The sequence below is a fragment of the Streptomyces coelicoflavus genome (assembly GCF_045041415.1).
GTDB classification, from domain to species: Bacteria; Actinomycetota; Actinomycetes; order Streptomycetales; family Streptomycetaceae; genus Streptomyces; species Streptomyces coelicoflavus.
This window is the reverse complement of sequence record NZ_CP108218.1, coordinates 5,626,275-5,651,812: the sequence shown is the minus strand read 5'-3', so window position 1 is coordinate 5,651,812 and position 25,538 is coordinate 5,626,275. Positions and strand designations below refer to the sequence as shown.

At 72.9% G+C, this 25,538-nt stretch carries 20 protein-coding genes and 1 pseudogene; 7 read left to right on the top strand and 14 right to left on the bottom strand.

From position 1 onward, the window contains the following. The first annotated feature begins 38 nt into the window (after positions 1-38). Complete coding sequence (locus tag OHA99_RS25135; RefSeq protein WP_405697959.1) at positions 39-938, top strand: class I SAM-dependent methyltransferase; 900 nt, start codon at positions 39-41, stop codon at positions 936-938. A 98-nt stretch (positions 939-1,036) separates the two neighbouring features. Here the strand turns inward: OHA99_RS25135 and OHA99_RS25130 are convergent, their stop codons facing one another. Further along, positions 1,037-4,240 carry a S41 family peptidase gene (locus tag OHA99_RS25130; protein WP_153179918.1) on the bottom strand — a complete coding sequence of 1,068 codons (3,204 nt, stop codon included), beginning with the start codon at positions 4,238-4,240 and terminating at the stop codon, positions 1,037-1,039. 66 nt (positions 4,241-4,306) lie between these two features. Continuing rightward, positions 4,307-4,795 carry a hypothetical protein gene (locus tag OHA99_RS25125; RefSeq protein WP_381607621.1) on the bottom strand — a complete coding sequence of 163 codons (489 nt, stop codon included), beginning with the start codon at positions 4,793-4,795 and terminating at the stop codon, positions 4,307-4,309. A gap of 99 nt (positions 4,796-4,894) precedes the next feature. Between OHA99_RS25125 and OHA99_RS25120 the strand changes: the two genes are divergently transcribed. Further along, the gene (locus tag OHA99_RS25120) at positions 4,895-5,272 is read left to right on the top strand and encodes a hypothetical protein (protein WP_405697956.1); all 378 of its coding nucleotides are present in this window, start codon (positions 4,895-4,897) and stop codon (positions 5,270-5,272) included. Positions 5,273-5,401: 129 nt separating this feature from the next. Here OHA99_RS25120 and OHA99_RS25115 read toward each other — a convergent pair whose 3' ends face one another. The 4 genes from OHA99_RS25115 to hrcA form a co-directional block, all read right to left on the bottom strand. Continuing rightward, positions 5,402-6,151: a 16S rRNA (uracil(1498)-N(3))-methyltransferase gene (locus tag OHA99_RS25115; protein ID WP_153179916.1), complete on the bottom strand. Its 750-nt coding sequence runs from the start codon at positions 6,149-6,151 to the stop codon at positions 5,402-5,404. Then, positions 6,148-7,242 carry a nitronate monooxygenase gene (locus OHA99_RS25110; RefSeq protein ID WP_153179915.1) on the bottom strand — a complete coding sequence of 365 codons (1,095 nt, stop codon included), beginning with the start codon at positions 7,240-7,242 and terminating at the stop codon, positions 6,148-6,150. The genes OHA99_RS25115 and OHA99_RS25110 overlap by 4 nt, the downstream gene beginning before the upstream one ends. Positions 7,243-7,478: 236 nt before the next feature. Beyond that, positions 7,479-8,615, bottom strand: a complete 1,137-nt coding sequence (dnaJ, locus tag OHA99_RS25105) for a molecular chaperone DnaJ (RefSeq protein ID WP_007388451.1) — start codon at positions 8,613-8,615, stop codon at positions 7,479-7,481. Then, a complete protein-coding gene (gene hrcA / locus OHA99_RS25100; RefSeq protein WP_007388452.1) occupies positions 8,616-9,632 on the bottom strand; it encodes a heat-inducible transcriptional repressor HrcA in 1,017 nt (338 codons plus the stop codon). Between the two features lie 165 nt (positions 9,633-9,797). Here hrcA and OHA99_RS25095 point away from each other — a divergent pair, with 165 nt between their 5' ends. Both OHA99_RS25095 and OHA99_RS25090 read left to right on the top strand, forming a co-directional pair. Further along, positions 9,798-10,541, top strand: a complete 744-nt coding sequence (locus tag OHA99_RS25095; protein WP_405697954.1) for an MBL fold metallo-hydrolase — start codon at positions 9,798-9,800, stop codon at positions 10,539-10,541. Between the two features lie 34 nt (positions 10,542-10,575). Next, positions 10,576-11,388 (top strand): DUF3097 domain-containing protein, encoded by an 813-nt coding sequence (locus OHA99_RS25090; RefSeq protein ID WP_153179913.1) that lies wholly within the window; start codon positions 10,576-10,578, stop codon positions 11,386-11,388. Positions 11,389-11,514: 126 nt separating this feature from the next. On the opposite strand, the gene hemW is transcribed toward OHA99_RS25090, so the two are convergent. From hemW to lepA, 4 genes are all read right to left on the bottom strand, one after another. Beyond that, a complete protein-coding gene (gene hemW, locus OHA99_RS25085; protein ID WP_153179912.1) occupies positions 11,515-12,747 on the bottom strand; it encodes a radical SAM family heme chaperone HemW in 1,233 nt (410 codons plus the stop codon). A gap of 112 nt (positions 12,748-12,859) precedes the next feature. After that, positions 12,860-15,130, bottom strand: coding sequence for a SpoIIE family protein phosphatase (locus OHA99_RS25080; protein ID WP_405697952.1), 2,271 nt, complete (start codon positions 15,128-15,130; stop codon positions 12,860-12,862). 234 nt (positions 15,131-15,364) lie between these two features. Next, positions 15,365-17,242 carry an AMP-dependent synthetase/ligase gene (locus OHA99_RS25075; RefSeq protein ID WP_405697950.1) on the bottom strand — a complete coding sequence of 626 codons (1,878 nt, stop codon included), beginning with the start codon at positions 17,240-17,242 and terminating at the stop codon, positions 15,365-15,367. Positions 17,243-17,565: 323 nt separating this feature from the next. Continuing rightward, entirely contained in the window at positions 17,566-19,434 is a 1,869-nt protein-coding gene (gene lepA / locus OHA99_RS25070; RefSeq protein ID WP_153179901.1) for a translation elongation factor 4, read from the bottom strand. Between the two features lie 237 nt (positions 19,435-19,671). Here lepA and rpsT point away from each other — a divergent pair, with 237 nt between their 5' ends. Next, positions 19,672-19,938: a 30S ribosomal protein S20 gene (gene rpsT, locus OHA99_RS25065; RefSeq protein ID WP_153179900.1), complete on the top strand. Its 267-nt coding sequence runs from the start codon at positions 19,672-19,674 to the stop codon at positions 19,936-19,938. Positions 19,939-20,201: 263 nt separating this feature from the next. Here rpsT and holA read toward each other — a convergent pair whose 3' ends face one another. The 4 genes and pseudogenes from holA to OHA99_RS25045 form a co-directional block, all read right to left on the bottom strand. Beyond that, positions 20,202-21,191: a DNA polymerase III subunit delta gene (gene holA / locus OHA99_RS25060; RefSeq protein WP_282880800.1), complete on the bottom strand. Its 990-nt coding sequence runs from the start codon at positions 21,189-21,191 to the stop codon at positions 20,202-20,204. 44 nt (positions 21,192-21,235) lie between these two features. Continuing rightward, a complete protein-coding gene (locus OHA99_RS25055) occupies positions 21,236-21,481 on the bottom strand; it encodes a hypothetical protein (protein WP_164712957.1) in 246 nt (81 codons plus the stop codon). Positions 21,482-21,544: 63 nt separating this feature from the next. Further along, positions 21,545-22,426, bottom strand: a complete 882-nt coding sequence (locus tag OHA99_RS25050) for a YceI family protein (protein ID WP_153179897.1) — start codon at positions 22,424-22,426, stop codon at positions 21,545-21,547. Positions 22,427-23,098: 672 nt separating this feature from the next. Continuing rightward, positions 23,099-23,671, bottom strand: a pseudogene (locus OHA99_RS25045) (N-acetylmuramoyl-L-alanine amidase); the annotation flags it as partial. A gap of 475 nt (positions 23,672-24,146) precedes the next feature. On the opposite strand from OHA99_RS25045, the gene OHA99_RS25040 reads away from it, so the two are divergent. Both OHA99_RS25040 and OHA99_RS25035 read left to right on the top strand, forming a co-directional pair. After that, positions 24,147-24,686: a SigE family RNA polymerase sigma factor gene (locus OHA99_RS25040; protein WP_405697946.1), complete on the top strand. Its 540-nt coding sequence runs from the start codon at positions 24,147-24,149 to the stop codon at positions 24,684-24,686. Continuing rightward, positions 24,683-25,513 (top strand): hypothetical protein, encoded by an 831-nt coding sequence (locus OHA99_RS25035; protein WP_366471893.1) that lies wholly within the window; start codon positions 24,683-24,685, stop codon positions 25,511-25,513. The genes OHA99_RS25040 and OHA99_RS25035 overlap by 4 nt, the downstream gene beginning before the upstream one ends. The last annotated feature ends 25 nt before the right edge of the window (positions 25,514-25,538 follow it).

Genomic DNA, 25,538 nt, shown 5'->3' with positions numbered 1-25,538 from the left:
GCCACGCGTTTCGCGCATGACCTGCTTACGGTGGCGCCATGACCCGAGCGCACCAGCACACCCCCCACCACGCCGACGACGTACGCCGCCCCGAGCACGGCCACGGCAGCCCCCATCACCACGAGCACGGTGACACCGGCCAGGCGGAGATCCTCGATCTGGACGCCGAGGTGCTCTCCGAGCACATCGCGTCCATCACCGCCTGGCTGCCGCTGAAGAGCGAGCCCCGCCGGATCGTGGATCTGGGCTGCGGCACCGGCGCGGGCACCTTCGCGCTTCTCGACCGCTTCCCCGACGCGCACGTCACCGCCGTCGACACCTCGGCCGGACACCTCCAGCTCCTGCGCGAGAAGGCGTGCGCCCGCGGCGCCGAGGGGCGCGTACGGACCGTGCAGGCCGACCTCGACAGCGACCACTGGCCCGACCTCGGCAGGCCGGACCTGGTGTGGGCCTCGGCCTCGATGCACCACATGTCCGACCCCGGCCGCACCCTCGGACACGTCCGCGAACTGCTCGCGCCAGGGGGCCTGTTCGCCGTCGTCGAGCTCGCGGGCTTCCCCCGTTTCCTGCCCGCCGACGCCCCCGAGGGCCGGCCGGGCCTCGAGGAGCGCGCCCATGCCGCGACGGACAGCTTCCACGCCGAGCATGTTCCGCACCGCGGCGCCGACTGGGGGCCGATGCTGACGGCCGCCGGTTTCACCGTCGAGGACGAGCGCACCGTCACCGTCGACATCGAGGGCGCGCGCAGCGAGGCGGTCGGCCGCTACGCGCACGGCAGCCTGCGGCGCATCCGCGACGTGGCCGCCCCCGCCCTCGACGCCGAGGACCTCGCCGCGCTCGACGGGCTCCTGGACCCGGACGGCCCGGACAGCCTGCTGCGCCGCGAGGATCTCGCCGTACGCACCGAACGCACCGTCTGGGCCGCCCGCCGCGCCTGACCCGGCGGACCCGACCCGCCGGGCCCCACCCGGCGGGCCCCATCCGGCGGGCTCACCGGGTCGGGCCGGTGCGGCCAGGGCGAGAGCCAGGGCTACGGCTAGGGCAGGCTCGGCGGTGTCTTCGCCGGAGTCTCCTCCAGTGCGGCCAGCGCCAGCGTGATCGCCTCGTCCAGCTGGGGATCGCGGCCCGCCGCGTGGTCCTGGGGGCGCTGCGGCACCTCGACGTCCGGATCGACGCCGTGGTTCTCCACGCCCCAGCCGTAGCCCTCCAGCCAGAACGCGTACTTCGGCTGGGTGATCAGCGTGCCGTCGACCAGCCGGTAGCGGCTGTCGATGCCGATGACGCCGCCCCAGGTGCGGACGCCGACGACCGGGCCGATGCCGAGTGCCTTGATCGCGGCGTTGACGATGTCGCCGTCGGAGCCGGAGAACTCGTTGGCGACCGCGACGACCGGCCCGCGGGGCGCGTCCTGCGGGTAACTGGTCGGCCGCATGCCGCGCGGCAGGTCCCAGCCGACGATGCGCCGGGCCAGCTTCTCCACGACCAGCTGGGAGGTGTGGCCGCCGCGGTTCTCGCGGACGTCGACGACCAGGCCCTCCCGGGCCACCTCGACGCGCAGGTCGCGGTGGATCTGGGCCCAGCCCGGCGCCTGCATGTCCGGGACGTGCAGGTAGCCGAGCCGGCCGCCGGACTTCTCGTGCACGTAGGCGCGGCGGTCGGCGACCCAGGCGTGGTAGCGCAGCGGCTCCTCGTCGGCGAGCGGGACGACGACGGCGTGCCGCACCTCGCCGCCGCCGGACGGGGAGACGGTCAGCTCGACCGGCTTGCCGGCCGTGCCGACGAGCAGCGGGCCCGGACCGGTGACGGGGTCCACGGCCTGTCCCGCCACCGCGACGATCGCGTCCCCGGCGCGCACCGCGACCCCGGGTGCGGCGAGCGGGGAGCGGGCGTCGGGGTCGGAGGTCTCGGACGGCAGAACACGGTCGATGCGCCAGGCGCCGTCCTCGTGGCGGGAGAGGTCGGCGCCGAGCAGGCCCTGCCGGGCGCCGGAGCCGTGGCCGCCGCGCGGGGTGACGTAGGCGTGCGAGGTGCCCAGTTCGCCGTGCACCTCCCACAGGAGGTCGACCAGGTCGTCGTGGGTGGCGACGCGGTCCAGGACGGGCCGGTAGCGGTCGAGGACGCCGTCCCAGTCGACGCCGTTCATGTCGGCCCGCCAGTAGTGGTCGCGCATGATGCGGCCGGTCTCGTCGAACATCTGCCGCCACTCGGCGGCCGGTTCGACGGTCTGCCGGACCCGGCCCAGGTCGACACTGATGTTGGTGTCGCTGTCCTCGTCGCCGGAGGCCCGCCGGTCGCTGGGGACGACCTTGAGCCGGCCGTCGGTCCACAGCAGCACCCGCTTGCCGTCGCCGCTGACCTCGAAGTGGTCGGCGTCGCCGCCGAGGTGCTCGACGCGCTGCTGGGCGAGGTCGTACCGCTCCAGCTCGGTGTTGGGGTCGGGGTCCTCGGGGTTGGCGCGGGAGGCGCCGAGGACGCCGGTGAGCGGGTGGCGCAGCCACAGGACGCCGTCCTTGGCGGCGCGCAGCCGGGAGTAGCGGGCGGCCTCGACCGGGAAGGGCACGATGCGGTCGGCGAGGCCCTCGATGTCGATGCGGGTGGTGGGGGTGCCCTCGCTGTCGGGGGTCTCCTCGCGGTCCGGGGTCTCGAAGGGCCGGCCGTGGCGCTGCGGGCCGAAGGGCGAGGGCGTGGTCGCGGCGAGGGTGATCAGGTAGGGCCGGGCGCCCTCGACGAAGGCCAGGTCGAAGACGTGCTCGTCGTAGACCGGGTCGAAGGAGCGGGTGGAGAGGAAGGCGAGGTGCTTGCCGTCCAGGGTGAAGGCGGGCGAGTAGTCCTTGAAGCGCAGCGGGGTCGCCTCGCTCACCGACAGGTCGGTGGTGTTGGCGAGCTTGAGCTGGCGCAGCGGCTCCGGGCCGGGGTGGGACCAGGCGAGCCAGGAGGAGTCGGGCGAGAAGACCAGGCCTGAGGCGTCGCCGTCCTCGCTGCGGTCGACCTCGCGGACCTCGCCGCTCTCCCGCTCGACGAGCAGGACCCGCCCGTCGTGCGAGGCGACGGCGACGCGGCTGCCGTCGGGGGCCACGGCGAGGTGCAGCACCCGGCCGAGCTGCCCGGCGGCCAGGCGCCGTGCGGTGGCGCCGGGGGCGAGCCCGGTGGCGGGCGCGAACTCCAGGGCGTCGTCGCCCTCGGCGTCCGTCACCCACACCACCCACTCCTCGCCGTCGGCGCGGAAGGTGCGCGGCAGCCGGGTGCGCACGCCCGGGGTGACCGCGAGGGCGCGGGCGGGTCCGGAGCGGTGGGTGACCCAGTGCACGCCGCCGCGTACGGCGACGGCGCTGCCCCGCCCGGTGTGGTCGGGGGAGGCCGAACCGAACCAGCGGGCGGCGTTGACCGGGTAGGACTGGAGGTCGACCCGGGCGCCGCCGAGCCGGATGTCGAGCCGTCGGGGCTCGGCGCCGTCGAGGTCGTCCAGCGTCCACAGTTCACCGGCACAGGAGTAGACGACGCGGGTGCCGTCGGTCGCGGCGTGCCGGGCGTAGAAACCGTCGAGTGGTGTGTGCCGGCGCAGGTCGGAGCCGTCGGCGAGGGAGGAGTAGAGGGCACCGGTGCCCTCGTGGTCGGAGAGGAAGGCGATGCGGTCGCCGACCCAGAAGGGGTACTCGATGTTGCCGTCGAGGCCGTCGTGCAGGCGCACGAACTCGCCGTCGTCCTCGGCGTCGATCCACAGCTTGCCGGCCGTGCCGCCCCGGTAGCGCTTCCACCAGGCGGCCTCGCGGCCCATCGGCGCGGACAGCAGCACGGTGTGCGGGCCCTGGGCGACGTCACCGACGGGCCCGTACGGCAGGGTGGCGGCCGGTCCGCCGTCGAGCGGGACGGCGCGGGCCCAGCTGCGGCGCAGGCTGGCCTGGCCGTAGGTGCTCAGGGCGAGGACGCGGCCGTCGGGGGTCCAGCCGCGTACCTGGGTCCTGATGCTGCCCCAGTGGGTGAGGCGCTTGGCGGGGCCGCCTTCGACGGGCGCGACGTGCACCTCGGGTGCGCCGTCGCGGGTGGAGGTCCAGGCGACCGTGGTGCCGTCGGGCGAGATGCGCGGGTGGTTCACCGGTACGTTGTCGGCGCTGACCCGCCAGGCACGGCCGCCGTCGAGCGGGGCGAGCCACACGTCGTCCTCGGCGGTGAAGGCGACCAACTCGCCGTGCGGGTGCGGAAAGCGGAGGTAGGCAGGCGCTGCGGGCTGAGTCACCCCCATACCCTATGCAGGGGCGCGGCCCGCCGACAGAGGTTTGGATCACTTCACGGCCGTGGGCCCGTCCGCCTACTTGCCCTCGACCGGCCCGCAGTGCGGGTCGTCCGGGCACCAGATCGTCCGGGTGACGGTCACGGTGGGCCCGGGCCGGTCCGGCGAGGGCCGGTTGGCGGGCGGGGCGCTGGTGGCGTCGCAGTTGCCCAGCCCCTGCACCCGGAACCACTCCTTGCCGTCCACCTTCGCGGTCAGGTTCCCGCGCACGCAGGCGCCGTCGACGACCTTGGTCACCTTGCCGTCGACGGTGATGTCCTTGCCGTCGTCCGTCCGGCCCTCGCAGTGCACGGAGGCGACCGCGTTCTCGCTCGCCGGGGCGGTGGTGCCCTTGTCGCCGTAGGAAGCGGTGCAGGTGAGCCAGCGCACCTCCGCCTTCTGCCGTTGCAGTTCGCGGGTCACCGTCTGGTCGGTGGTGTACGCCACCGTCGCGGAGCCGAGTCCGCCCGGTTCGCACGCCACGGCCCCGCCGACGGCGACGGCCGCACCGACGACCACCGGAGCCATGCGCCGAATCCGCCTCATTTCCCACATGAAGGGCAGCGTCCCACCGTCCGGGGGCCGGAGGTAGGGCGCATACGGCCACTCCTCACTACCGTGGGCGCCATGGGCAACGACCGCAGGCAGCGCCGGCTCGTCGTGGACGAACGCACCACCTGGCTGTGGAGTCACCGGCAGAAACGGGGGCGCGACGGCGTCTGGCGGGACGCACTGACGCTCTACCGGGACGGGGTCCGCGTCCGGTTCGTCCTTCTCGCGGGCGCGCCCGACTCCGGCCGGTACACCTCGGAGGGCGACTACTGGTACGAGGGCTGCGTGGCGGACGGCCGCGGCAACCTGCTCAACCTGCGCGAACCCGGTGTCGTACGGGCGTTGGTCGAGGAGGCCGGGCGGCGGGGGCTGCTGCCCGGGCCCAGGGGCCGGCCGGTGGAGCTGGACGGCTGGGAGCTGTTCCCCGCCGTGGTCGCCGCCACCGACGGCTGACCGGGGCCGTCACAGAACCGGACCCGGCGCCGTCACAGAACCGGACCCGGGGCCGTCACAGGACCGGACCCGGCACCGTCGCAGGACCGGACCCGGCACCCGTCAGAGGCCCGTCGGCTTTCGGCGCCGTCAGGACCAGCGGCCCGTACGGGTCAGGAGTACGGCGGTCGCGGCGGTGCCCGCGGTGGAGGTGCGCAGGACGCTGCGGCCCAGGCGGTAGGGGCTCGCACCGGCCTCGGCGAAGAGCGCCAACTCCTCCGGGGACACGCCCCCTTCGGGGCCCACGACCAGCACGATGTCGCCGGTGGCGGGGAGTTCGGCGGCGGACAGGGGCGCGTCGCCGCTCTCGTGGAGTACGGCGGCGAAGTCGGCCTCGGCCAGAAGTGAGGCAACCTGCTTGCTCGTCGCCGCGTCCGCGACGTCGGGGAAGCGGACCCGGCGGGACTGCTTGCCGGCCTCCCGGGCCGTCGCCCGCCACTTGCCGAGCGCCTTCAGGCCGCGCTCGCCCTTCCACTGCGTGATGCACCGGGACGCCGCCCAGGGCACGACCGCGTCGACGCCGACCTCGGTCATCGTCTCGACGGCCAGCTCACCGCGGTCGCCCTTGGGCAGGGCCTGCACGACGGTGATACGGGGCTGCTCGGCGGGCTCCTCGCGCACCCCGCCCGGGACGGTGACGACCAGGCGGTCCTTGCCCTCGGCTGCCTTCACGACGCCCTCGGCCCAGTGGCCGCGTCCGTCGGTGAGGACCACGTCCTCGCCCGTCCGCAGCCGCTTCACGGAGACGGCGTGGCGTCCCTCGGGGCCGTCGAGGACGTACTCGCCCGCGGGCAGGTCCTGGGGCCGCAGGGAGTCGACCACGAACACCGGTGCCGTCATCGGCCGCCGCCTCCCGCCTGGTAGCCCGTCAACCCCGACAACGCTGTCCCGGCGGCGGCGAGTTCGGCCGCCAGCACCTCCACGAGCTGTCCGGCGGGCAGCTCCCGGGCCATCCGGTGACCCTGTCCCGCCCACAGCGCCAGGCCCTGCGCGTCGCCCGCCTTCGCCGCCGCCTTGCGCACCGGCGAGGTGAGGTGGTGCACCTCGGGGTAGGCGGCGGGGGCGTAGGGGCCGTGCTCGCGCAGGAAGCGGTTGACCAGGGCGCGGGCGGGGCGGCCGGAGAAGGCGCGGGTGAGTTCGGTGCGGACGAACAGCGGGTTGGTCAGCGCCTGCTTGTGCAGGTCGTGCGCGCCGGACTCGGGGGTGGCGAGGAAGGCGGTGCCGAGCTGGGCCGCGCTCGCGCCGGCCGCGAGGACCGCGGCGATCTGGCCGCCGCGCATGATGCCGCCGGCGGCGACGATCGGCAGGCCGACCGCCTCCCGGACCTGGGCGACCAGCGACAGCAGCCCGGTGCCCGAGCCGCCGGTCTCCGGGTTGTCCCGGTGGGTGCCCTGGTGCCCACCGGCCTCGGCGCCCTGCGCGATCACCGCGTCGGCGCCGGACTGCTCGACGGCCCGGGCCTCGTCCGCGGTGGTGGCGCTGACCAGGGCGAAGGTCCCCACGCGGTGCAGGGAGTCGACGACCTCACGGCTGGGCACGCCGAAGTGGAAGGACACCACCGGTACGGGGTTGTCGAGGAGTACGGCGAGCTTGGTGTCGTAGCCGTCGTCCCGGCCGCTGTCGGGGTCGCCCAGCTCCGTCTCGTACCAGGCGGCCTCGCCGGCCAGCTGGTGGGCGTAGACGTCGACGGCGGCGGGGTCGGCCGTCTCCGGCTGCGGGAGGAAGAGGTTGACGCCGAAGGGGCGGCTGGTCAGTCCCCGCAGATGCTTGATCTCCTGGTACATCCCGTCCGCGGTCTTGTACCCGGCGGCCAGGAAGCCCAGCCCGCCCGCCTCGCACACCGCGGCCGCGAGCTGCGGCACGGAGACGCCGCCCGCCATGGGCGCCTGCACGATCGGGTAGGGGAAGAGATCGGTCAGTGCGGAGGACATGACGGCATGTTGTCACGTCCTCCGCACAAGTCCGAATCCGGGCTTCCGTTGGCATACGCCAGGAGCATCCGCATCCCGGAGGGACCTCAGCGCCCGTTGAACGCGTCCTTCAGCCGCGAGAACAACCCCTGCTGCCCCGGCTGACTGTGCCTGCCCGGGGGCGACCCCCGGACCCCCGGCAGACCCCGGCCGCCGCCCGCACCCGCGCAGCAAACCGACGCCCGCCAAGCTCTCCGTCAGCGCCCGTTGAACGCGTCCTTCAGCCGCGAGAACAACCCTTGCTGCCCCGGCTGGAACTGCCCCGTCGGGCGTTCCTCGCCGCGGAGCTTGGCCAGCTCGCGCAGGAGGCGTTCCTGTTCGGGGTCGAGCTTGCCCGGGGTGGTGACCTCGACGTGGACGATGAGGTCGCCGCGGCCGCCGCCGCGCAGGTGGGTGACGCCCCGGCCGTGCTTCGGGATCGACTGGCCGGACTGGGTGCCCGGGCGGATGTCGACCTCCTCCATGCCGTCGAGGGTCTCCAGCGGCACCTTCGTGCCGAGGGCCGCCGCCGTCATCGGGATGGTGACCGTGCAGTGCAGGTCGTCGCCGCGCCGCTGGAAGGTCGAGTGGGGCAGCTCGTGGATCTCCACGTACAGGTCGCCGGCGGGACCGCCGCCGGGGCCGACCTCGCCCTCGCCCGCGAGCTGGATCCGGGTGCCGTTGTCGACACCGGCCGGGATCTTCACGGTCAGGGTGCGACGGGAGCGGACCCGGCCGTCGCCCGCGCACTCGGGGCACGGGGTGGGGACCACGGTGCCGAAGCCCTGGCACTGCGGGCAGGGCCGCGAGGTCATGACCTGGCCCAGGAAGGACCGGGTGACCTGCGAGACCTCGCCGCGGCCGCGGCACATGTCACACGTCTGGGCCGACGTGCCGGGCGCCGCGCCCTCGCCGTTGCAGGTGTTGCAGACGACCGCGGTGTCGACCTGGATGTCCTTGGTCGTGCCGAAGGCCGCCTCGTCCAGCTCGACCTCGATGCGGATCATCGCGTCCTGGCCCCGGCGGGTGCGCGAGCGCGGCCCGCGCTGCGACGCCGTACCGAAGAACGCGTCCATGATGTCCGAGAAGTTCCCGAAGCCGCCCGCGCCGAAGCCGCCGGCCCCGCCGCCGCCCGCCTGCGAGAGCGGGTCGCCGCCGAGGTCGTAGACCTGCTTCTTCTGCGGGTCCGACAGCACCTCGTAGGCGGCGTTGATCTCCTTGAACCGCTCCTGGGTCTTCGGATCGGGGTTGACGTCCGGGTGCAGCTCGCGGGCGAGCCTCCGGAACGCCTTCTTGATCTCGTCCTGGGAAGCGTCGCGGCGCACGCCGAGTACGGCGTAGTAGTCCGTGGCCACCTACGACTCCGCCAGGATCTGTCCGACGTACCGTGCCACTGCGCGTACCGCTCCCATCGTTCCCGGGTAATCCATGCGGGTCGGTCCGACCACGCCGAGCTTGGCAACCGCCTCGCCGCCCGAACCGTAGCCGACCGACACGACGGACGTTGAGTTGAGTCCCTCGTGGGCGTTCTCGTGACCGATTCGGACGGTCACGCCCGGATCCTTCGCCTCGCCGAGCAGCTTGAGGAGCACGACCTGCTCCTCAAGGGCTTCCAGCACCGGCCGGATCACCAAGGGGAAGTCGTGCCCGAAGCGGGTCAGATTGGCGGTGCCGCCGATCATCAGCCGCTCCTCGTTCTCCTCGACCAGCGTCTCCAGGAGAGTGGAGAGCACGGTGGAGACCGTACCGCGATCCTCGGCCTCGAAGGGCTCCGCCAGATCTTCCACCAGAGCCGGCACATCCGTGAAACGGCGCCCCGCGACCCGGCTGTTGAGCCGCGCCCGCAGATCGGCCAGCGACGCCTCGCCGAACGGCGCCGGGCAGTCGACCATCCGCTGCTCGACCCGGCCGGTGTCCGTGATCAGCACGAGCATCAGGCGCGCGGGCGCGAGCGAGAGCAGCTCCACGTGCCGCACCGTCGAGCGGGTCAGCGACGGGTACTGCACGACGGCGACCTGCCGGGTCAGCTGCGCGAGCAGCCGCACCGTGCGGGCCACGACGTCGTCGAGGTCGACGGCGCCCTCCAGGAAGTTCTGGATGGCACGCCGCTCGGGCGCGGTCATCGGCTTGACGCCGGCCAGCTTGTCGACGAAGAGCCGGTAGCCCTTGTCGGTCGGGATGCGCCCGGCACTGGTGTGCGGCTGGGCGATGAAACCCTCGTCCTCCAGGGCCGCCATGTCGTTGCGCACGGTGGCCGGGGAGACGCCGAGGTTGTGCCGCTCGGTGAGAGCCTTGGAGCCGACCGGTTCCTCGGTGCCGACGTAGTCCTGGACGATGGCGCGCAGCACCTGAAGCCTGCGTTCACTGAGCACTCGCGCACACCTCCAGCTTCGTCCGCCCGTTTCGGCCTGTCTGGCCCGCCTTGACCTGTCTGCCCTGGCACTCACGGCTCGCGAGTGCCAGACTTCCCCGGCCCAGTGTACGGCCGTGGGGTACGCCCCCGGCAAGGCCGTGACGATGCCGTTAGCGTCGTCGCCGTGACGGTGACTTGGGAAGAGCTGGGCTGGGAGCGGCTGGCGGAGGGTGTGAGGCGGTGCCGGCTGCCGGGCTGGGACTGCACGACGGGGCTGGTGCTCGGCTCGGACGCGGCGCTGATGGTGGACGCGGGGTCGAGCCTGGCGGAGGGCGCCCGGTTGCGGGAGGCGGTGCGGCGGCTCGCCGGGCGGCGTGTGACACATCTCGCGCTGACCCACCCGCATTTCGACCACGTCTTCGGCGCGGCGGCGTTCACGGACGCGGAGGTGTACGGCGCGCACGGCGCGACGGGCGCGGGTGCGCTGTTCGCGCCGGGCGGACAGGGGCGGGAGGCGCTGCGCGCGGACGCGGTGGCGGAGGGGCTGGACGCCGGGGCGGCGCGGGAGGCGGCCGAGGCGCTCTCCCCTGTCCGGCACGAAGTCCGGGGCGAGCACCCGCTCGACCTGGGCGGTGGACGGCAGGTCCTGCTGGCCGACGTGGGCCCGGGGCACACCGGGCACGACCTGGCGGTGCTGGTGCCGGGCTCCCCGGATGTCCTGTTCTGCGGCGACCTGGTCGAGGAGTCCGGCGAGCCGCAGGCGGGCCCCGACGCCGTACCGGCGCGCTGGCCTGCCGCACTGGACCGGCTGCTGGAGCTGGGCGGTTCGGACGCGCTGTACGTCCCCGGTCACGGAGCGGTGGTGGACGCGGCGTTCGTCCGGGCCCAACGGGACGCGCTGGCCGCCCGGTTCGGCGTGTCGCGCTGATCAAGGCGCGGGCGTTTCTCGTATCGTCGGCAGAATGCGCCAGTACTCCGCCGACCTGACCCCTCCGTGGAAGAAACCGCAGCCCGTCCCCGAGGTGCCGGCCGATCCCGGCCTGGTGGTGGAGGAGCCCGGCACCGGGTTCTGCGGCGCGGTGATCCGCTGCGAGGCGGGCACGGTGACCCTGGAGGACCGCTTCGGCAAGCACCGCGTCTTCCCGCTGGAACCGCGCGGCTTCCTGTTGGAGGGGCGGGTGGTGACGCTGGTGCGGCCGTCGTCGTCCTCCGGTCCGGCACGCTCCGCCCCCTCCCGTACGGCGTCCGGTTCGGTCGCCGTCCCCGGCGCACGGGCGCGGGTGGCGCGCGCCGGGCGCATCTACGTCGAGGGGCGGCACGACGCCGAGCTGGTCGAGAAGGTCTGGGGCGACGACCTGCGCATCGAGGGCGTCGTCGTGGAGTACCTGGGCGGCGTGGACGACCTCCCGTCGATCGTCGCCGACTTCGCCCCCGGCCCCGACGCACGGCTGGGCGTCCTGGTGGACCATCTGGTGCCGGGTTCGAAGGAGTGGCGCATCGCGGAGGCGGTGACGAGCGAGCACGCGCTGGTCGTGGGCCACCCGTACATCGACATCTGGGAGGCCGTGAAGCCGGCGTCGGTCGGCATCGACGCCTGGCCCCGGGTGCCGCGCGGTCAGGACTGGAAGACGGGGGTCTGCCGGGCCCTGGGCTGGCCGTCGGAGAACACGGGCGCGGTGTGGCAGGCGATCCTGGCGCGGGTGAGCTCGTACAAGGACCTGGAGCCGGAGCTGCTGGGGCGGGTGGAGGAGCTGATCGATTTCGTGACGGCGTAGGACCCCGGCTCTTCTCAGCCGGGACGCCGCTCTTCTCAGCCCCTCCGGCGTTTGAGGAGCGGGGGTCCGGGGGCAGCGCCCCCGGGGTCGGGACGGGAAGGGGCGGCGGGGCGAGAAGAAACCCCGTCAGTCCACCAGGTCCCGCACCACCGCGTCCGCCAGCAGTCGCCCGCGCAGCGTCAGCACCGCACTCCCCGCCTCGTACGGCCCTTCCTCCAGCAGCCCCTCCGACAGCGCCCGCCGCGACGCCGCGAGCCCCGCTTCCCGCAGCAGCGACAGCGGGACGCCCTCCCGCAGCCGCAGCTCCAGCAGGATGCGCTCCACCCGCCGGTCCTCGTCCGTGAGGACCTCGCGCCCCGCGCCCGGCGACTTCCCCGCCGCCAGTGCGCCCGCGTAGGCCCCGGGATGCTTCACGTTCCACCACCGCACGCCCCCCACGTGGGAGTGCGCGCCCGGTCCCGCGCCCCACCAGTCGGCGCCCCGCCAGTACAGCTCGTTGTGCAGGCAGCGCCCGGCGTCGGAGGTGGCCCAGTTGGAGACCTCGTACCAGTCGTAGCCCGCCGCGGACAGGGTCTCCTCCGCGATCAGGTACCGGTCGGCGTGCACGTCGTCGTCGGTCATGGGGACCTCGCCGCGCCGGATGCGCCGGGCGAGCTGGGTGCCCTCCTCGACGATCAGGGCGTACGCCGAGACGTGGTCGGGTCCGGCGCCGAGCGCGGCGTCCAGGGAGGCGCGCCAGTCGTCGTCGGACTCGCCGGGGGTGCCGTAGATCAGGTCGAGGTTGACGTGGTCGAAGCCGGCCGCGCGGGCCTCGGCGACGCAGGCCTCGGGGCGGCCGGGGGTGTGGGTGCGGTCCAGGATCTTCAGGACGTGCTGCTTGGCGCTCTGCATGCCGAAGGAGATCCGGTTGAAGCCGCCCTCGCGGAGGGTCGCGAGGTACGCCGGGTCGACCGACTCCGGGTTGGCCTCCGTCGTGATCTCCGCGTCCGGCGCCAGGCCGAACTCGTCGCGGATCGCCCCCAGCATCCGCACCAGGTCACCGGCGGCCAGCAGGGTGGGCGTACCGCCGCCGACGAAGACCGTGCGCACCTCGCGGGGGTCGTCGCCGAGCACCTTGCGGGCCAGGCGGACCTCGTCGACGAGCGTGTCGGCGTAGTTGTCGCGGGAGGCGAGGACGCCGCCGGTGCCGCGCAGCTCGGTCGCGGTGTAGGTGTTGAAGTCGCAGTAGCCGCAGCGGGTCGCGCAGTACGGCACGTGCAGGTAGAAACCGAGGGGGCGGTCGGCGGCCCCGGCGAGCGCGGACGCGGGCAGGGCACCGTCGGCGGGGACGGGCTCGCCGTCGGGGAGTGCGGAGGGCATGCCTTCCATTGTCCCGCACCCGGCCGGATCCCCCGTCCGGCGCAGTCCCCGGCCCGACCGGTCCCCTGCCCCGGCCGAATCCCCGAGCCGGCCTGAAGCCGCGCCCGCCCGCTCACTGCGCCTGGAGCACCAGCAGGGCCAGGTCGTCCTCCGGGGGCCGGGGCCCGAACTCGTGCACCAGCCGCCGGATCCGCTCGGCGACCAGCTCGGCGTCCAGGCCCGTGCAGCCGGCCAGTGCCTCGGCGAGCCCGTCGTCGTCGTCGAACTGGCGGGAGCCGCTGCGCCGCTCCGTGACCCCGTCCGTGACGCACAGCAGGGTGTCGCCGGACCGCAGCTCGAAGGTCTCGCTGACGTACGTCGCGTCCTCGACGACGCCGAGCAGGGTCTGCGGGCACGCGACGGCGGACACCGTGCCGTCGGGCCCGAGGAGCAGCGGCAGCGGGTGTCCGGCGGACGCGAGGGTGCAGCGGACGCCGCCGTCGAAGGGGACCAGCTCGCCGTAGAGCAGGGAGAGGAACCGGGTCTGCGGTCCGTCGCCCGGGGCAACCGGTGGGCCTCCGGCGGCGACCAGGGCGCGGGCGGCGGCGTCGGCGGCCTCGGTGGCGTCGTCGAGGAGGAGCTGGTTGAGGCGGTCGAGGACGTCGGGGACGCCGTACTGCTCGCGGGCCAGCAGCCGCAGCCAGGGCCGGGCGAGCCCGATGACGACGGCGGCCTCGGGGCCCTTGCCCTGGACGTCGCCCACGGCGAAGCACCAGCGGCCGTCGCCGGCCGGGAAGAGGTCGTAGAAGTCGCCGCTGGGGCCGCCCTTGTCGCGCGGTTCGTAGACGAGGGCGCTGCGCACGCCGGGGATCTCCGCGACGGCGCCGGGCAGCAGGCCGCGCTGGAGCACGGCGCTGATGGTGGCCTGCCGGGCGTACTGGCGGGCGGCGCCGATGGCCAGCGCCACCCGGCGGCTGAGATCCTCGACCAGCCCGGTGATCTCGTCGGGGAAGCCGGGGAAGCCACTGGCGTCACAGGTGTCCGGGCCGGCCGGGCTGCCTTGGGCGCTCGGGTCGCCCGGGTCGCCCTGGGCTCCCAAGGCATCCCCGGTGCCCTGGGTGCCCGGGACGCCCGCTGGGTCGGCCCGTCCGATGACCAGGGTGCCCAGTGGCCGGCCGCCGGCGACCAGGCGGTAGGCGAGCGCGGTGCCGTGCGTGCCGAGTGCCTCGCCGGGCCAGGGGTGGCCGACGGGGCCCGAGCGCCACGGGTCGCGCGGGCGGGGCGGCTCCTTTTCCAGGGCCGCGCGCAGTTCGTCGAGGTGCCCCTCGCCCGCGTGCCACACGCGGGCCAGCCGGGCGCCGACGGACGCCCCGGAGTCGTCGCTCCAGGCGCCCCGGCCCAGGGTCTCGTCCTCCAGCCACACCCCGCACCAGTCGGCGAGCCGGGGCACGATCAGCTGGCCGGTGAGCGAGGCCACCAGGTCCTCGTCGAGCTGCCCGGCCAGGAGGTCGGAGGCCTCGGCGAGGAAGGACAGGGCGCCGCGGCCCAGCCACTCCCGGTCGCGGGAGCGGCGCCGGCCGGGCCTTCCGGGCAGCGCACCGGACGCGCCGTCCGGGCCGCCGGGGGCTCCCGGCTCCGGCTCCGCCGTGCCCGTGGACGGCGTTCCCCGACGCCCTGCGGCGCAGGCCTCGGCCCGCTCCGCGCTCCCGGCCGGCTCGACCGCCTCCACGCCCGGCCGGACGGCCGCGCCCTCGCCGACCCCACCATCGGCACCGGCCCCCGCACCGCCACCGCTGCCCACACCGGCACCGGCCCCCGCACCGCCACCGCTGCCCACACCGTCGGCGGGCTCCGTGCCGGGGGCCGGCAGCCGCGCCCACACCGTCTTGGTGCCCGGGCGGTAGGTGATGCCCCAGGACTCCGCGAGCGCGGCGACGAGCCGCAGGCCGCGCCCGTACTCGGCGGGCTCGTGCGGTGTCTCGTGGTCGCCGCCCCTCGGAGCACGGGAGGGGTGCCGGTCCGCGACCTCGACGACGAGGGTGCCGGTCGCCTCCGCCCGCAGGCCCACCTCGACGTCGGTGCCGGCGTGCACGACGGCGTTGGTGACCAGCTCACTGACGACGACCAGGGCGTCGGCGACGAGGTGCTCGGTCAGGCGCTCCGTGCCGGGCAGGCCGAGCGCGGACCAGTCGGCGAGCGCGTCGCGCGCCATCGCGCGGGCGGCGCCCGGCGCCAGGGAACTGCCGAGCAGGGTCACGCGCGCCCGCGCGCACTCCTCGAAGCCCTCGCCGAAGCCCTCGCCGAAGGAGCCGCCGCCAGAGCCCTCGGCCGATGCCTCGGCGGCGCGCGCGGGCGCCGCGCCGGCGCGGGAGACGGTCTCCCGCTGCGTCGGAATGGCCCCCATGGACGTCTCCCCGGGCAGTTCGTGCGAATTCCTCACACTCGATGCCGACAGAGTGACAGACCGGCCCAGTCCATAAGCGCGGAGTTACCGAAGTGGGCCGCGATGGGTGAGAACCGTGCTAGGCGAACATTCGAAGACGGCCGGAATCCGAACGGAAACCGGCCGTCTTCGAACATCTGCCGCGCGAACGGCGGCGGGCAGCGCACCTCATGGGGCTGCGGGCAGCCCTGGCGGCTACGCCTCGCGTGAGCCCTCGTACATCTCCTCGATCAGGTTCTTGTACTCCCGCTCCACCACCGGCCGCTTCAGCTTGAGGCTCGGGGTGATCTCGCCGTGCTCGACGTCGAGGTCGCGGGGCAGGAGGCGGAACTTCTTGATGGTCTGCCAGCGCTGGAGGCCCTCGTTGAGCTGCTTGACGTAGCCGTCGACCATCTCGACGGTCGCGGGCGCCGCGACGATCTCGGCGTACGGCCTGCCCTCGAGACCGTTCTCCTTGGCCCACCCCGTGATCGCGACCTCGTCGAGGGCGATGAGCGCGGTGCAGAAGTTCCGGTCGGCGCCGTGCACCAGGATGTTGGAGACGTAGGGGCAGACCGCCTTGAACTGGCCCTCGACCTCGGCCGGCGCGATGTACTTGCCGCCGGACGTCTTGATGAGGTCCTTCTTGCGGTCGGTGATGCGCAGGTAGCCGTCGGGCGACAGCTCGCCGATGTCGCCGGTGTGGAACCAGCCGTCGGACTCGAGGACCTCGGCGGTCTTCTCGGGGAGCTTGTGGTAGCCCTCCATGATGCCGGGGCCGCGCAGCAGGATCTCGCCGTCCTCCGCGATGCGCACCTCGGTGCCGGGCAGCGGCTTGCCGACCGTGCCGGTGCGGTAGGCCTCGCCGGGGTTGACGAAGGAGGCGGCGGAGGACTCGGTGAGGCCGTACCCCTCCAGGATGTGGATGCCGGCGCCGGCGAAGAAGTAGCCGATCTCGGGGGCGAGGGCCGCCGAGCCGGAGACGCAGGCGCGCAGGCGGCCGCCGAAGGCCTCGCGGATCTTGGCGTAGACGAGCCTGTCGGCGACGGCGTGCTTGGTGCGCAGGCCGGCGGGGGCGCTCGCGGTGCCGGTGCGCTTGAAGTTGTCCTGGGTGACCTTGGCGTACTCGCGGGCGATCTCCGCGGCCCACTGGAAGATCTTGTACTTGGCCCCGCCGCCCGCGCGGGCCTTGGCGGCGACGCCGTTGTAGACCTTCTCGAAGATGCGGGGCACGGCCGCCATGTAGGTCGGCTGCACGACCGGCAGGTTCTCGATGATCTTGTCGACGCGGCCGTCGACGGCGGTGACGTGGCCGACCTCGATCTGGCCGGAGGTCAGCACCTTGCCGAAGACGTGGGCGAGCGGCAGCCACAGGTACTGCACGTCGTCCTTGGTGCACAGGCCGGTCGCGGCGATGGCCTTCGCCATGTACGCCCAGTTGTCGTGCGGGAGGCGGACGCCCTTGGGCCGGCCGGTGGTGCCGGAGGTGTAGATGAGGGTGGCGAGCTGGTCCTTGGTGAGCGCGCCGACCCGCTCCTTGATCAGCTGCGGGTCGGTCTCCAGGCGGGCCGCGCCCCGGCGCTCCAGGTCGTCGAGGGTGAGGATCCAGTCCTCGGAGGTGTCGGCGCCGGCCGCGTCGATCACGACCACGTGGGTGAGGTCGGGCAGCTCGGCCCGCTTCTCCCTCGCCTTGGCCAGCTGCGCGGCGTCCTCCGCGATCAGCACCCGGCTCTCGGAGTCGGAGAGGATGTACGCCGATTCATCGGCGTTGGTCTGCGGGTAGACGGTGGTCGTCGCCGCGCCGGCGCACATGATGCCGAGGTCGGTGAGGATCCACTCCAGCCGGGTGGAGGCGGCCAGCGCCACCCGCTGCTCCGGCTGCACGCCCAGCTCGACCAGGCCGGCCGCGATCGCGTAGACCCGCTCGGCGGCCTGCGCCCAGGTCAGCGACTGCCAGTCGTCGGGGCCCTCGCCCGAGGCCGGCGGCACCGGGTAGCGGTACGCCTCGGCGTCCGGCGTGGCGGCCACCCGCTCCAGGAAGAGTCCCGCCACGGAGGGCGGACGGTTCTCGATCAGTGTCTGTGTGTCGCTCACGACATCCTCCGGGCCCGCGACGGTGCGGCTGGCTGTTGCGGCTGGCTCGTTGCGGCTGGCTCAGGTGCGGCTGGATTCACTCTCGGGCGGTTGTTCGGGCCGTGGTCAAGCGGCGCGTCGGACTGTTGCCCGATCACTTGTTTAACTCACGAGTAACTAAGGGGCAGGCATCAGGGTAAGGGGCGACCGGCCCCGACGTAAGAGCCCGCGCCCTGTCATTTCCTACAGAGGCCAGCCCGTGACATGCGAAGAGACCCGCCGCACTTTCGTACGACGGGCCCCTCGGTGTCCGTTTTGGCCGGACTCGGCGTGCGGCGCGGCGGCTACTTCTTGCCCTTGCCCGACCCCGCGCTGTCGTCGCTGGACAGCACCGCGATGAAGGCCTCCTGCGGAACCTCCACGGAACCCACCATCTTCATCCGCTTCTTGCCTTCCTTCTGCTTCTCCAGCAGCTTCCGCTTGCGGGAGATGTCACCGCCGTAGCACTTGGCGAGGACGTCCTTGCGGATGGCGCGGATGGTCTCGCGGGCGATCACCCGGGAGCCGATGGCGGCCTGGATCGGCACCTCGAAGGCCTGGCGCGGGATCAGCTCGCGCAGCTTGGCGACCAGTCGCACGCCGTACGCGTACGCCGCGTCCTTGTGGGTGATCGCCGAGAAGGCGTCCACCTTGTCGCCGTGCAGCAGGATGTCGACCTTGACGAGGCTGGAGGTCTGCTCGCCGGTGGGCTCGTAGTCGAGGGAGGCGTAACCGCGCGTCTTGGACTTCAGCTGGTCGAAGAAGTCGAAGACGATCTCCGCGAGGGGCAGGGTGTAGCGGATCTCCACCCGGTCCTCGGAGAGGTAGTCCATGCCGAGCAGGGTGCCGCGCCGGGTCTGGCACAGCTCCATGATCGAGCCGATGAACTCGGTCGGCGCGAGGATCGTGGCGCGCACGACCGGCTCGTAGACCTCGTTGATCTTGCCCTCGGGGAACTCGCTCGGGTTGGTGACCTCGACCTCGGTGCCGTCCTCCATCACCACGCGGTAGACCACGTTGGGCGCGGTGGCGATGAGGTCGAGGCCGAACTCGCGCTCCAGGCGCTCCCGGATCACGTCCAGGTGGAGCAGGCCGAGGAAGCCGACGCGGAAGCCGAAGCCGAGGGCGGCGGAGGTCTCCGGCTCGTAGACCAGGGCGGCGTCGTTGAGCTGGAGCTTGTCCAGCGCCTCGCGCAGCTCGGGGTAGTCGGAGCCGTCCAGCGGATACAGGCCGGAGAAGACCATGGGCCTGGGGTCCTTGTAGCCGCCGAGCGCCTCCTCGGCGCCCTTGTGCTGGCTGGTGACGGTGTCGCCGACCTTGGACTGGCGGACGTCCTTCACGCCGGTGATCAGGTAACCCACCTCGCCGACGCCGAGGCCGTCGGCGGAGAGCATCTCCGGCGAGTTGGTGCCGATCTCCAGCAGCTCGTGCGTGGCGTTGGTGGACATCATCCGGATCCGCTCGCGCTTGTTGAGCTGGCCGTCGATGACACGGACGTACGTCACGACACCGCGGTAGGAGTCGTAGACCGAGTCGAAGATCATCGCGCGGGCGGGGGCGTCCTTGACGCCGACCGGGGCCGGGACCTCGGCGACGACCTTGTCCAGCAGCGCGTCGACGCCGAGGCCGGTCTTGGCGGAGACCTTGAGCACGTCGTCGGGGTCGCAGCCGACCAGGTTGGCCAGCTCCTCGGCGAACTTCTCGGGCTGCGCGGCCGGCAGGTCGATCTTGTTCAGCACGGGGATGATCGTGAGGTCGTTCTCCATCGCCAGGTAGAGGTTGGCGAGGGTCTGGGCCTCGATGCCCTGGGCGGCGTCGACGAGGAGGATGGTGCCCTCGCAGGCGGCCAGCGACCGCGAGACCTCGTAGGTGAAGTCGACGTGCCCCGGGGTGTCGATCATGTTGAGGATGTGCGTGGCGCCGTCGTCGTGGGACGGGGCCCACGGCAACCGCACCGCCTGGGACTTGATCGTGATGCCGCGCTCGCGCTCGATGTCCATGCGGTCGAGGTACTGGGCGCGCATCTGCCGCTGCTCGACCACACCGGTCAGCTGGAGCATCCGGTCGGCGAGCGTGGACTTGCCGTGGTCGATGTGCGCGATGATGCAGAAGTTGCGGATCAGCGCCGGGTCGGTACGGCTCGGCTCGGGCACATGGCTGGGGATCGCGGGCACGCAGGGTCCTGATTCTTGAGGCGTCCGCAGTGTCTGCGGTCTCGGGTCTCGGGTCGGATCGATACGTAGCCTCCATGGTCCCACGGGTGGGGAGCCGGTACGGGTTTGGGACCCTCGACGACGCGCTGGTAGTGTGGGGGGCTGTGTCTCTTGCCCTCTCAGCGCGAGGCACTCCTTCAAGAAATCACCGGCACGGGACCCTCGCGGCCTCGTGCCTGAACCTGCAAAGGCTCATTCGTGGCGAACATCAAGTCCCAGATCAAGCGGAACAAGACCAACGAGAAGGCCCGGCTGCGCAACAAGTCGGTCAAGTCCTCTCTGAAGACCGCGATCCGCAAGGCCCGCGAGGCCGCCGCCGCGGGTGACGCCGAGAAGGCCACCGAGTTCCAGCGCGTCGCTTCGCGCGAGCTCGACAAGGCCGTCTCCAAGGGCGTCATCCACAAGAACCAGGCCGCCAACAAGAAGTCGGCGCTGGCGCAGAAGGTCGGCGCTCTCAAGGGCTGAACCCCTGTCTGGATTTATCTGGTGTGACCGCCGGAAGGACCCAGAGCGGGCCCTCTCTCATCCGCTCCCGTCCGGCACCCAGGATCCGTGCGCGGCCTGCGTTCGCCACGCGGGCATGGATCCGCGAGCTTGATCCCGAGGCCCCGGTGGCCGTCCTTCCCCAGGACGGACGCCGGGGCCTCCGGTGTTTCCCGGACCTGAGGCCCACGGGGAGCGTGAGGAGAGTGCGGTGGGCAGGCCGGGAAGGGGTGGACCGGGTGGGCTTACGACCGTCCCCGCGAGCGCGCCGCCCGGGCTACGGTCACCACGGCCTTCTCCAGGGCGTACTCGGGGTCGTCCCCGTCGCCCTTCACACCCGCGTCCGCCTCGGCCACCGCGCGCAGGGCCACGGAGACTCCGTCCGGGGTCCAGCCGCGCATCTGCTGCCGGACGCGGTCGATCTTCCAGGGCGGCATCCCCAGCTCGCGGGCGAGGTCGGCGGGGCGTCCGCCGCGGGCGGAGGACAGCTTGCCGATGGCCCGTACGCCCTGCGCGAGGGCGCTGGTGATCAGCACCGGTGCCACTCCGGTCGACAGTGACCAGCGCAGCGCCTCCAGCGCCTCCGCCGTACGGCCCTCGACCGCCCGGTCGGCGACCGTGAAGCTGGAGGCCTCCGCCCGTCCGGTGTAGTACCGCCCGACGACCGCCTCGTCGATGGTCCCCTCGATGTCGGCGGCCAGCTGGGACACCGCCGAGGCGAGCTCCCGCAGGTCGCTGCCGATCGCGTCGACCAGGGCCTGGCAGGCCTCGGGCGTGGCCGACCGCCCGGCCGTACGGAACTCCGAGCGCACGAAGGCCAGCCGGTCGGCGGGCTTCGTCATCTTCGGGCAGGCCACCTCGCGCGCGCCCGCCTTGCGGCCGGCGTCGAGCACGCCCTTGCCCTTGGCGCCGCCCGCGTGCAGCAGGACGAGGGTGATCTCCTCGGCCGGGGCGGCGAGGTACGCCTTGACGTCCTTGACGGTGTCGGCGGACAGGTCCTGCGCATTGCGTACGACCACGACTTTGCGCTCGGCGAAGAGCGAGGGGCTGGTCAGCTCGGCGAGGGTGCCGGGCTGAAGCAGGTCCGGGGTGAGGTCGCGCACGTCCGTGTCGGCGTCGGCGGCCTTCGCGGCGGCCACCACCTCCTGCACGGCACGGTCGAGCAGGAGGTCCTCCTGGCCCACGGCAAGGGTCACCGGGGCGAGAGGGTCGTCATTCGCAGTCTTCCTGGCCATCGCGACAAGCATCGCACGCGCCACTGACAACGCCGGGCGGGCGGCTAGGGCTCCTCGCGCCAGCCGTCCCACTCCCCCGCGAACGCGTCCAGCTCACCGGGGTCCAGTGCCTCCCGCTCGTCCCGCAGGACGACCAGCCACTGCGCGTCCTCGGCGTCGTCCTCCCCGGCGAGGGCGTCCCGGAGGATGCGGGGCTCCTCGTCGATGCCGAACCGTTCCCCGAGCGCCTGGGCGGCCTCCTCCGCGGCGTCACGGTCGGGCAGTACCAGTACATGTCTCACGTCGCTCACGGGAGCCATTGTGGGTCAGTCCCGGGCACGGTCAGCGCCATCGTGGGTCAGTCCCGGGCACGGTCAGCCCTTGGGCACGATCTGCACGTCGAGGTCGATGCGGATGCTGGGGCCGACCACGGCGATGCCGCGGGCCAGCATCGTCTGCCAGCTGACGGTGAAGTCGTCGCGGTGCAGCTCGGTGGTGGCGCGGCAGGCGGCCCGCGTCTCGCCCTCCATGCCGTTGCCGAGTCCGAGGTACTCGGCGTCCAGGGTGACCGTGCGCGTCACACCGTGCAGGGACAGCGCACCGGTGACGGCCCACCGGTTGCCACCGCGGTGGGTGAACCGGTCGCTGTAGAACTCCAGGGTCGGAAACCGCTCCACGTCCAGGAAGTCGGCCGACCGCAGGTGGTCGTCGCGCATCTTGACGTTGGTGTCGATGGACGCCGCGCCGATCACGACGTGCATCGCGGACTGCTCCATGTCGTCGGCGATGCGCACCGCGCCCGCGAAGGAGTTGAACCGGCCGTGGATCCGGGCCAGCCCGATGTGCCGCGCGGTGAACGCTATCGAGGAGTGCGCGGGCTCGATCTCCCAGTCGCCCGACGCGGGCAGCTCCGGCGGCTGGGCCACCTGGAGCGTCACGTCGCCGAGCGAGGCCAGCGTGTCCTCGACGACCGTCGCGGAGGCCCGGTACGGCGTGTAGCCCTCGGCGGACACGGCGAGCCGGTACTCCCCCGCGGGCACCGTCGCCACGAACGACCCGAAGGGGTCCGTGCCGCCGCCGACGACCTTGCGCCCCATGGTGTCGCTGACCGTGAACTCCGCGTTCGGCACGGGGTCGTTGACGGGGTCGAGCACGCGGCAGCTCAGCACGCCCGCGTCCGGCGGGGTGTGCACCGCCGCCAGGGGACCCGTCCGTTGCATCCGCTTCGTTCGGCTTCCCAGCAAGCGGCCGATCATTTGCGACACCCTCTGCACGACATGAGAAAACTAGTTGACGGAGAAACATTCGATCACCGATGTGGCTTTCGAGGCAACACGGGACCACATCGCGGGAAACCGTCACATGTGCTGCAAGTAGGCAGGAGTGGCCCTGTGTGGTCCGGTTTCACCACACCGGGCGGGATTTCTCACAGCGGGCGCACAGGCGGCACCGACGGCCCGGTCCGGTGGGCCGACGGTGCCGCGGCGGGACTCCGGTCACGCCTCCCAGTACAGCCCGCGGACCTTCGCGCTCGTCACCGTGACCGGGGTCTCGTCGCCGGAGTCGGGCGGGTAGTAGACGAACTCGAAGCGCAGCCGTTCGGTGGCGACGATCGAGCCGCTGTTCCCGAAGTCCGGGAAGCTGTCACCGCTGGTGCCCACCCGCTCGACGATCGGCCCGGTCCATCGGGTGCCGTCCGGACGCAGGTGGTAGAAGCGGCCCTGGAGCGTGGAGCCGGACGGCACGTCCGCTCGAAGGTAGGCCGTGGCCTGGTAGTGGGACGCGCCGGTCAGCAGGTCCACCCCGTCCACGGAGAGCGTCGTCCACTCCCGCGGCGTGATCTCCTGGTCGTCGCCGTCGGACCGGCTGATCGCTCGCGGCATGTCTTCCTCCTCGGAGTCGCCGGGCGTCCAGCCGGCGGGGTGGGTGAGGCGTTCTTCGACGCGGGCGCGCATCGACGCCATGGTGAAACCGCGCGGGTCGATCTTCCCGGGCTGCCACTCGAGGTGGCCGATCACCGAGCGCTCGTTCCAGCCGTGGTGACGGCACACGGCCGCTGCGGTCCGCTCGATCGCGTCCAACTGCGCGGCGGGCCACGGGTCCTTGCCGTCCCCGAGGTTCTCGCACTCGAAGCCGTAGAAGTGCCGGTTGCCGTCGGTGTTGGCCTCGTTGTCCCGGGGCAGCGGCTTCTCCGCGACGACGGCACGCAGCACGTCGTCGTCGCCGAGACCGGCGTGGTTGGCCCGGCCGTAGCCGACCAGATGGACCCTGCCGTCCTTGGTGATGACGCCGTGGCACAGCGGGCCGGGCAGGCTGTCGTAGCCCTTGCGGCAGATCTCCACGGTGGCCGCGCTGCCCCGGGTCACGGTGTGGTGGATCATCACACCGTTGACGGGGCCCCAGGGGCCCTTGTGGTTGCGGTTGTGGTCCCGCCAGTCGCCCACCTCGACGACGGTGAGGCCCTCCGCCTTCAGTGCCTTGAGGAAGCTGCCCGCGGTCATGGGGGTGGCCATCAGCCACACTCCGGCCGCGACCGCGTGGCCTGGCGGCCGTCCTCGCCGGGCCGGTGCACAACGGTGTGCCCCGGCGTGGGGGGTTGGGGCATGTTTTTCTCCTTCTGCCGGTGGGGCGGGCGTCCCGGCGCCGAGCCCGTCGTGTCGTGATGCCGGTGGTGGTGATGGTGATGGTGGTGGCGGCGGTCGGGAATGGCCTGTGAGGCCGTGGAGTGGTGGTGTGGGGGGACCGGCCGTTGCCGGGCGCGTCGGCTGCGCGACACGGTGACGTCTTCCGCGTCTTCTTCCGTGCTGTACTGAAAATTCCCGGCGCCCGCCCGGCCTACGCCTCCCCGCACGGCAGAGACCGGAACGGCTCGCGATCCGGCCAGTACCGCTCCCTGCGGGAGAATCCGCGATGTCCGTGTACTGAGGCAACGGTCTGGCCGGCTCATGGACTCCTTCAGGTATTCAGGAGGTGCCCATGGGGGATGCCAAGCAGACACGGGACGAGGAGTTCCGCGACTTCGTGACCGGCCGGTGGCCGGGGCTGATGCGCACGGCCTTTCTCCTCACCGGCGACAGGTACGCCGCCGAGGACCTGGTCCAGTCGACGCTCGAGCGGGCCTACACGGCCTGGCGCCGGGTGAACGCGGCCGACGACCCGGACGCCTATGTGCGGCGCGTGATGATCAACGCGCACGCCCGCAGACACAGAAGAAGACTCAAGGAGTTCCTGGCGCCGAAGGACGACTCCGGCCTGGTGCGCGAACCGGCCGACGCCGCCGACCCGATGGCGCGGGCCGACGACCGCGGCGCCCTGCTCGAAGCGCTCGCCCAGTTGCCCGCGCGGCAGCGCGAGGCGGTGGTCCTGCGCTACTGGGAGGACCTCACGGAGACACAGACCGCCCGGGCCATGGGCTGCTCGGTCGGCACGGTCAAGAGCAACACGGCCAAGGGGATAGCGAAACTGCGCGCCGTACCGGCGCTGGCCGGCACCACATTGCAGGGAGGACGGACATGACTGGTGTGGACGGTACCGGCCGGGACACGGCGCAGGAACGGATCGCCGCTCTCCTCGTGGACACCGCGCACGAGGTGGAGACGGGCGTGGCCCCCGTGGACGCCGTCGTGCGTGCGGGCCGTCGGCGCAGGGCGCGGCGACGGACGGTGACAGCGGTCGCGGCGGTGGTGCTGGCGGGCACCACGGGAACGCTGGCCCTGACGAGCCTGCCCGGGGCGAACGACTCCAGCGCCCCCGCCAAGCCCGCCCCCGCGGAGGAACGACACGTGTTCCTGCCGCAGATCTCGCAAGTGGCCGTCGGCACGTCCGGGGGCGAGAGGTGGGCCGTCAACGTGCAGGTGTGGCCGGCACCCCACGACAGGGCCGAGGCCGTGAAGCAGACCGAGGCGATGGCGGACTGGGGGCTCACCCCGGCGACCTCGGGCGACCCCGCCGACCTCGTCGGCCGCACCAGCTACTTCGTCATCCGCTTCTACGGCCCCGAAGGCGCCACGAACGACGAACTCACCCATCGCCTGGTGGACTCCGACACCACGAGCACACTGCCCTGGCCGAAGGGGGAGGAAGTCGAGGTCCTGCCCCAGCCCCTCACCGGTGAGGACGGACCGCACCGTCTGGTCGTCGGGACGGTTCCCACCACGGCGAAGCAGGTCGCCTGCCACTGGAAGGACGGCACCACCACCCTGGCCGACCGCGCCCCCGACAACACCCCCGTGCGCGACACGAACGCCGTCATCCGGTCCGTCCGCGGCTTCCCCACAGCGAACTGGTTCGCCTGCGCGTCCCCGGGCTCGGCCGCCTACCAGTCCGCTGAGGTGACCGAGTAGCGGCTCGGCGGCTCGGGGGCTCGGC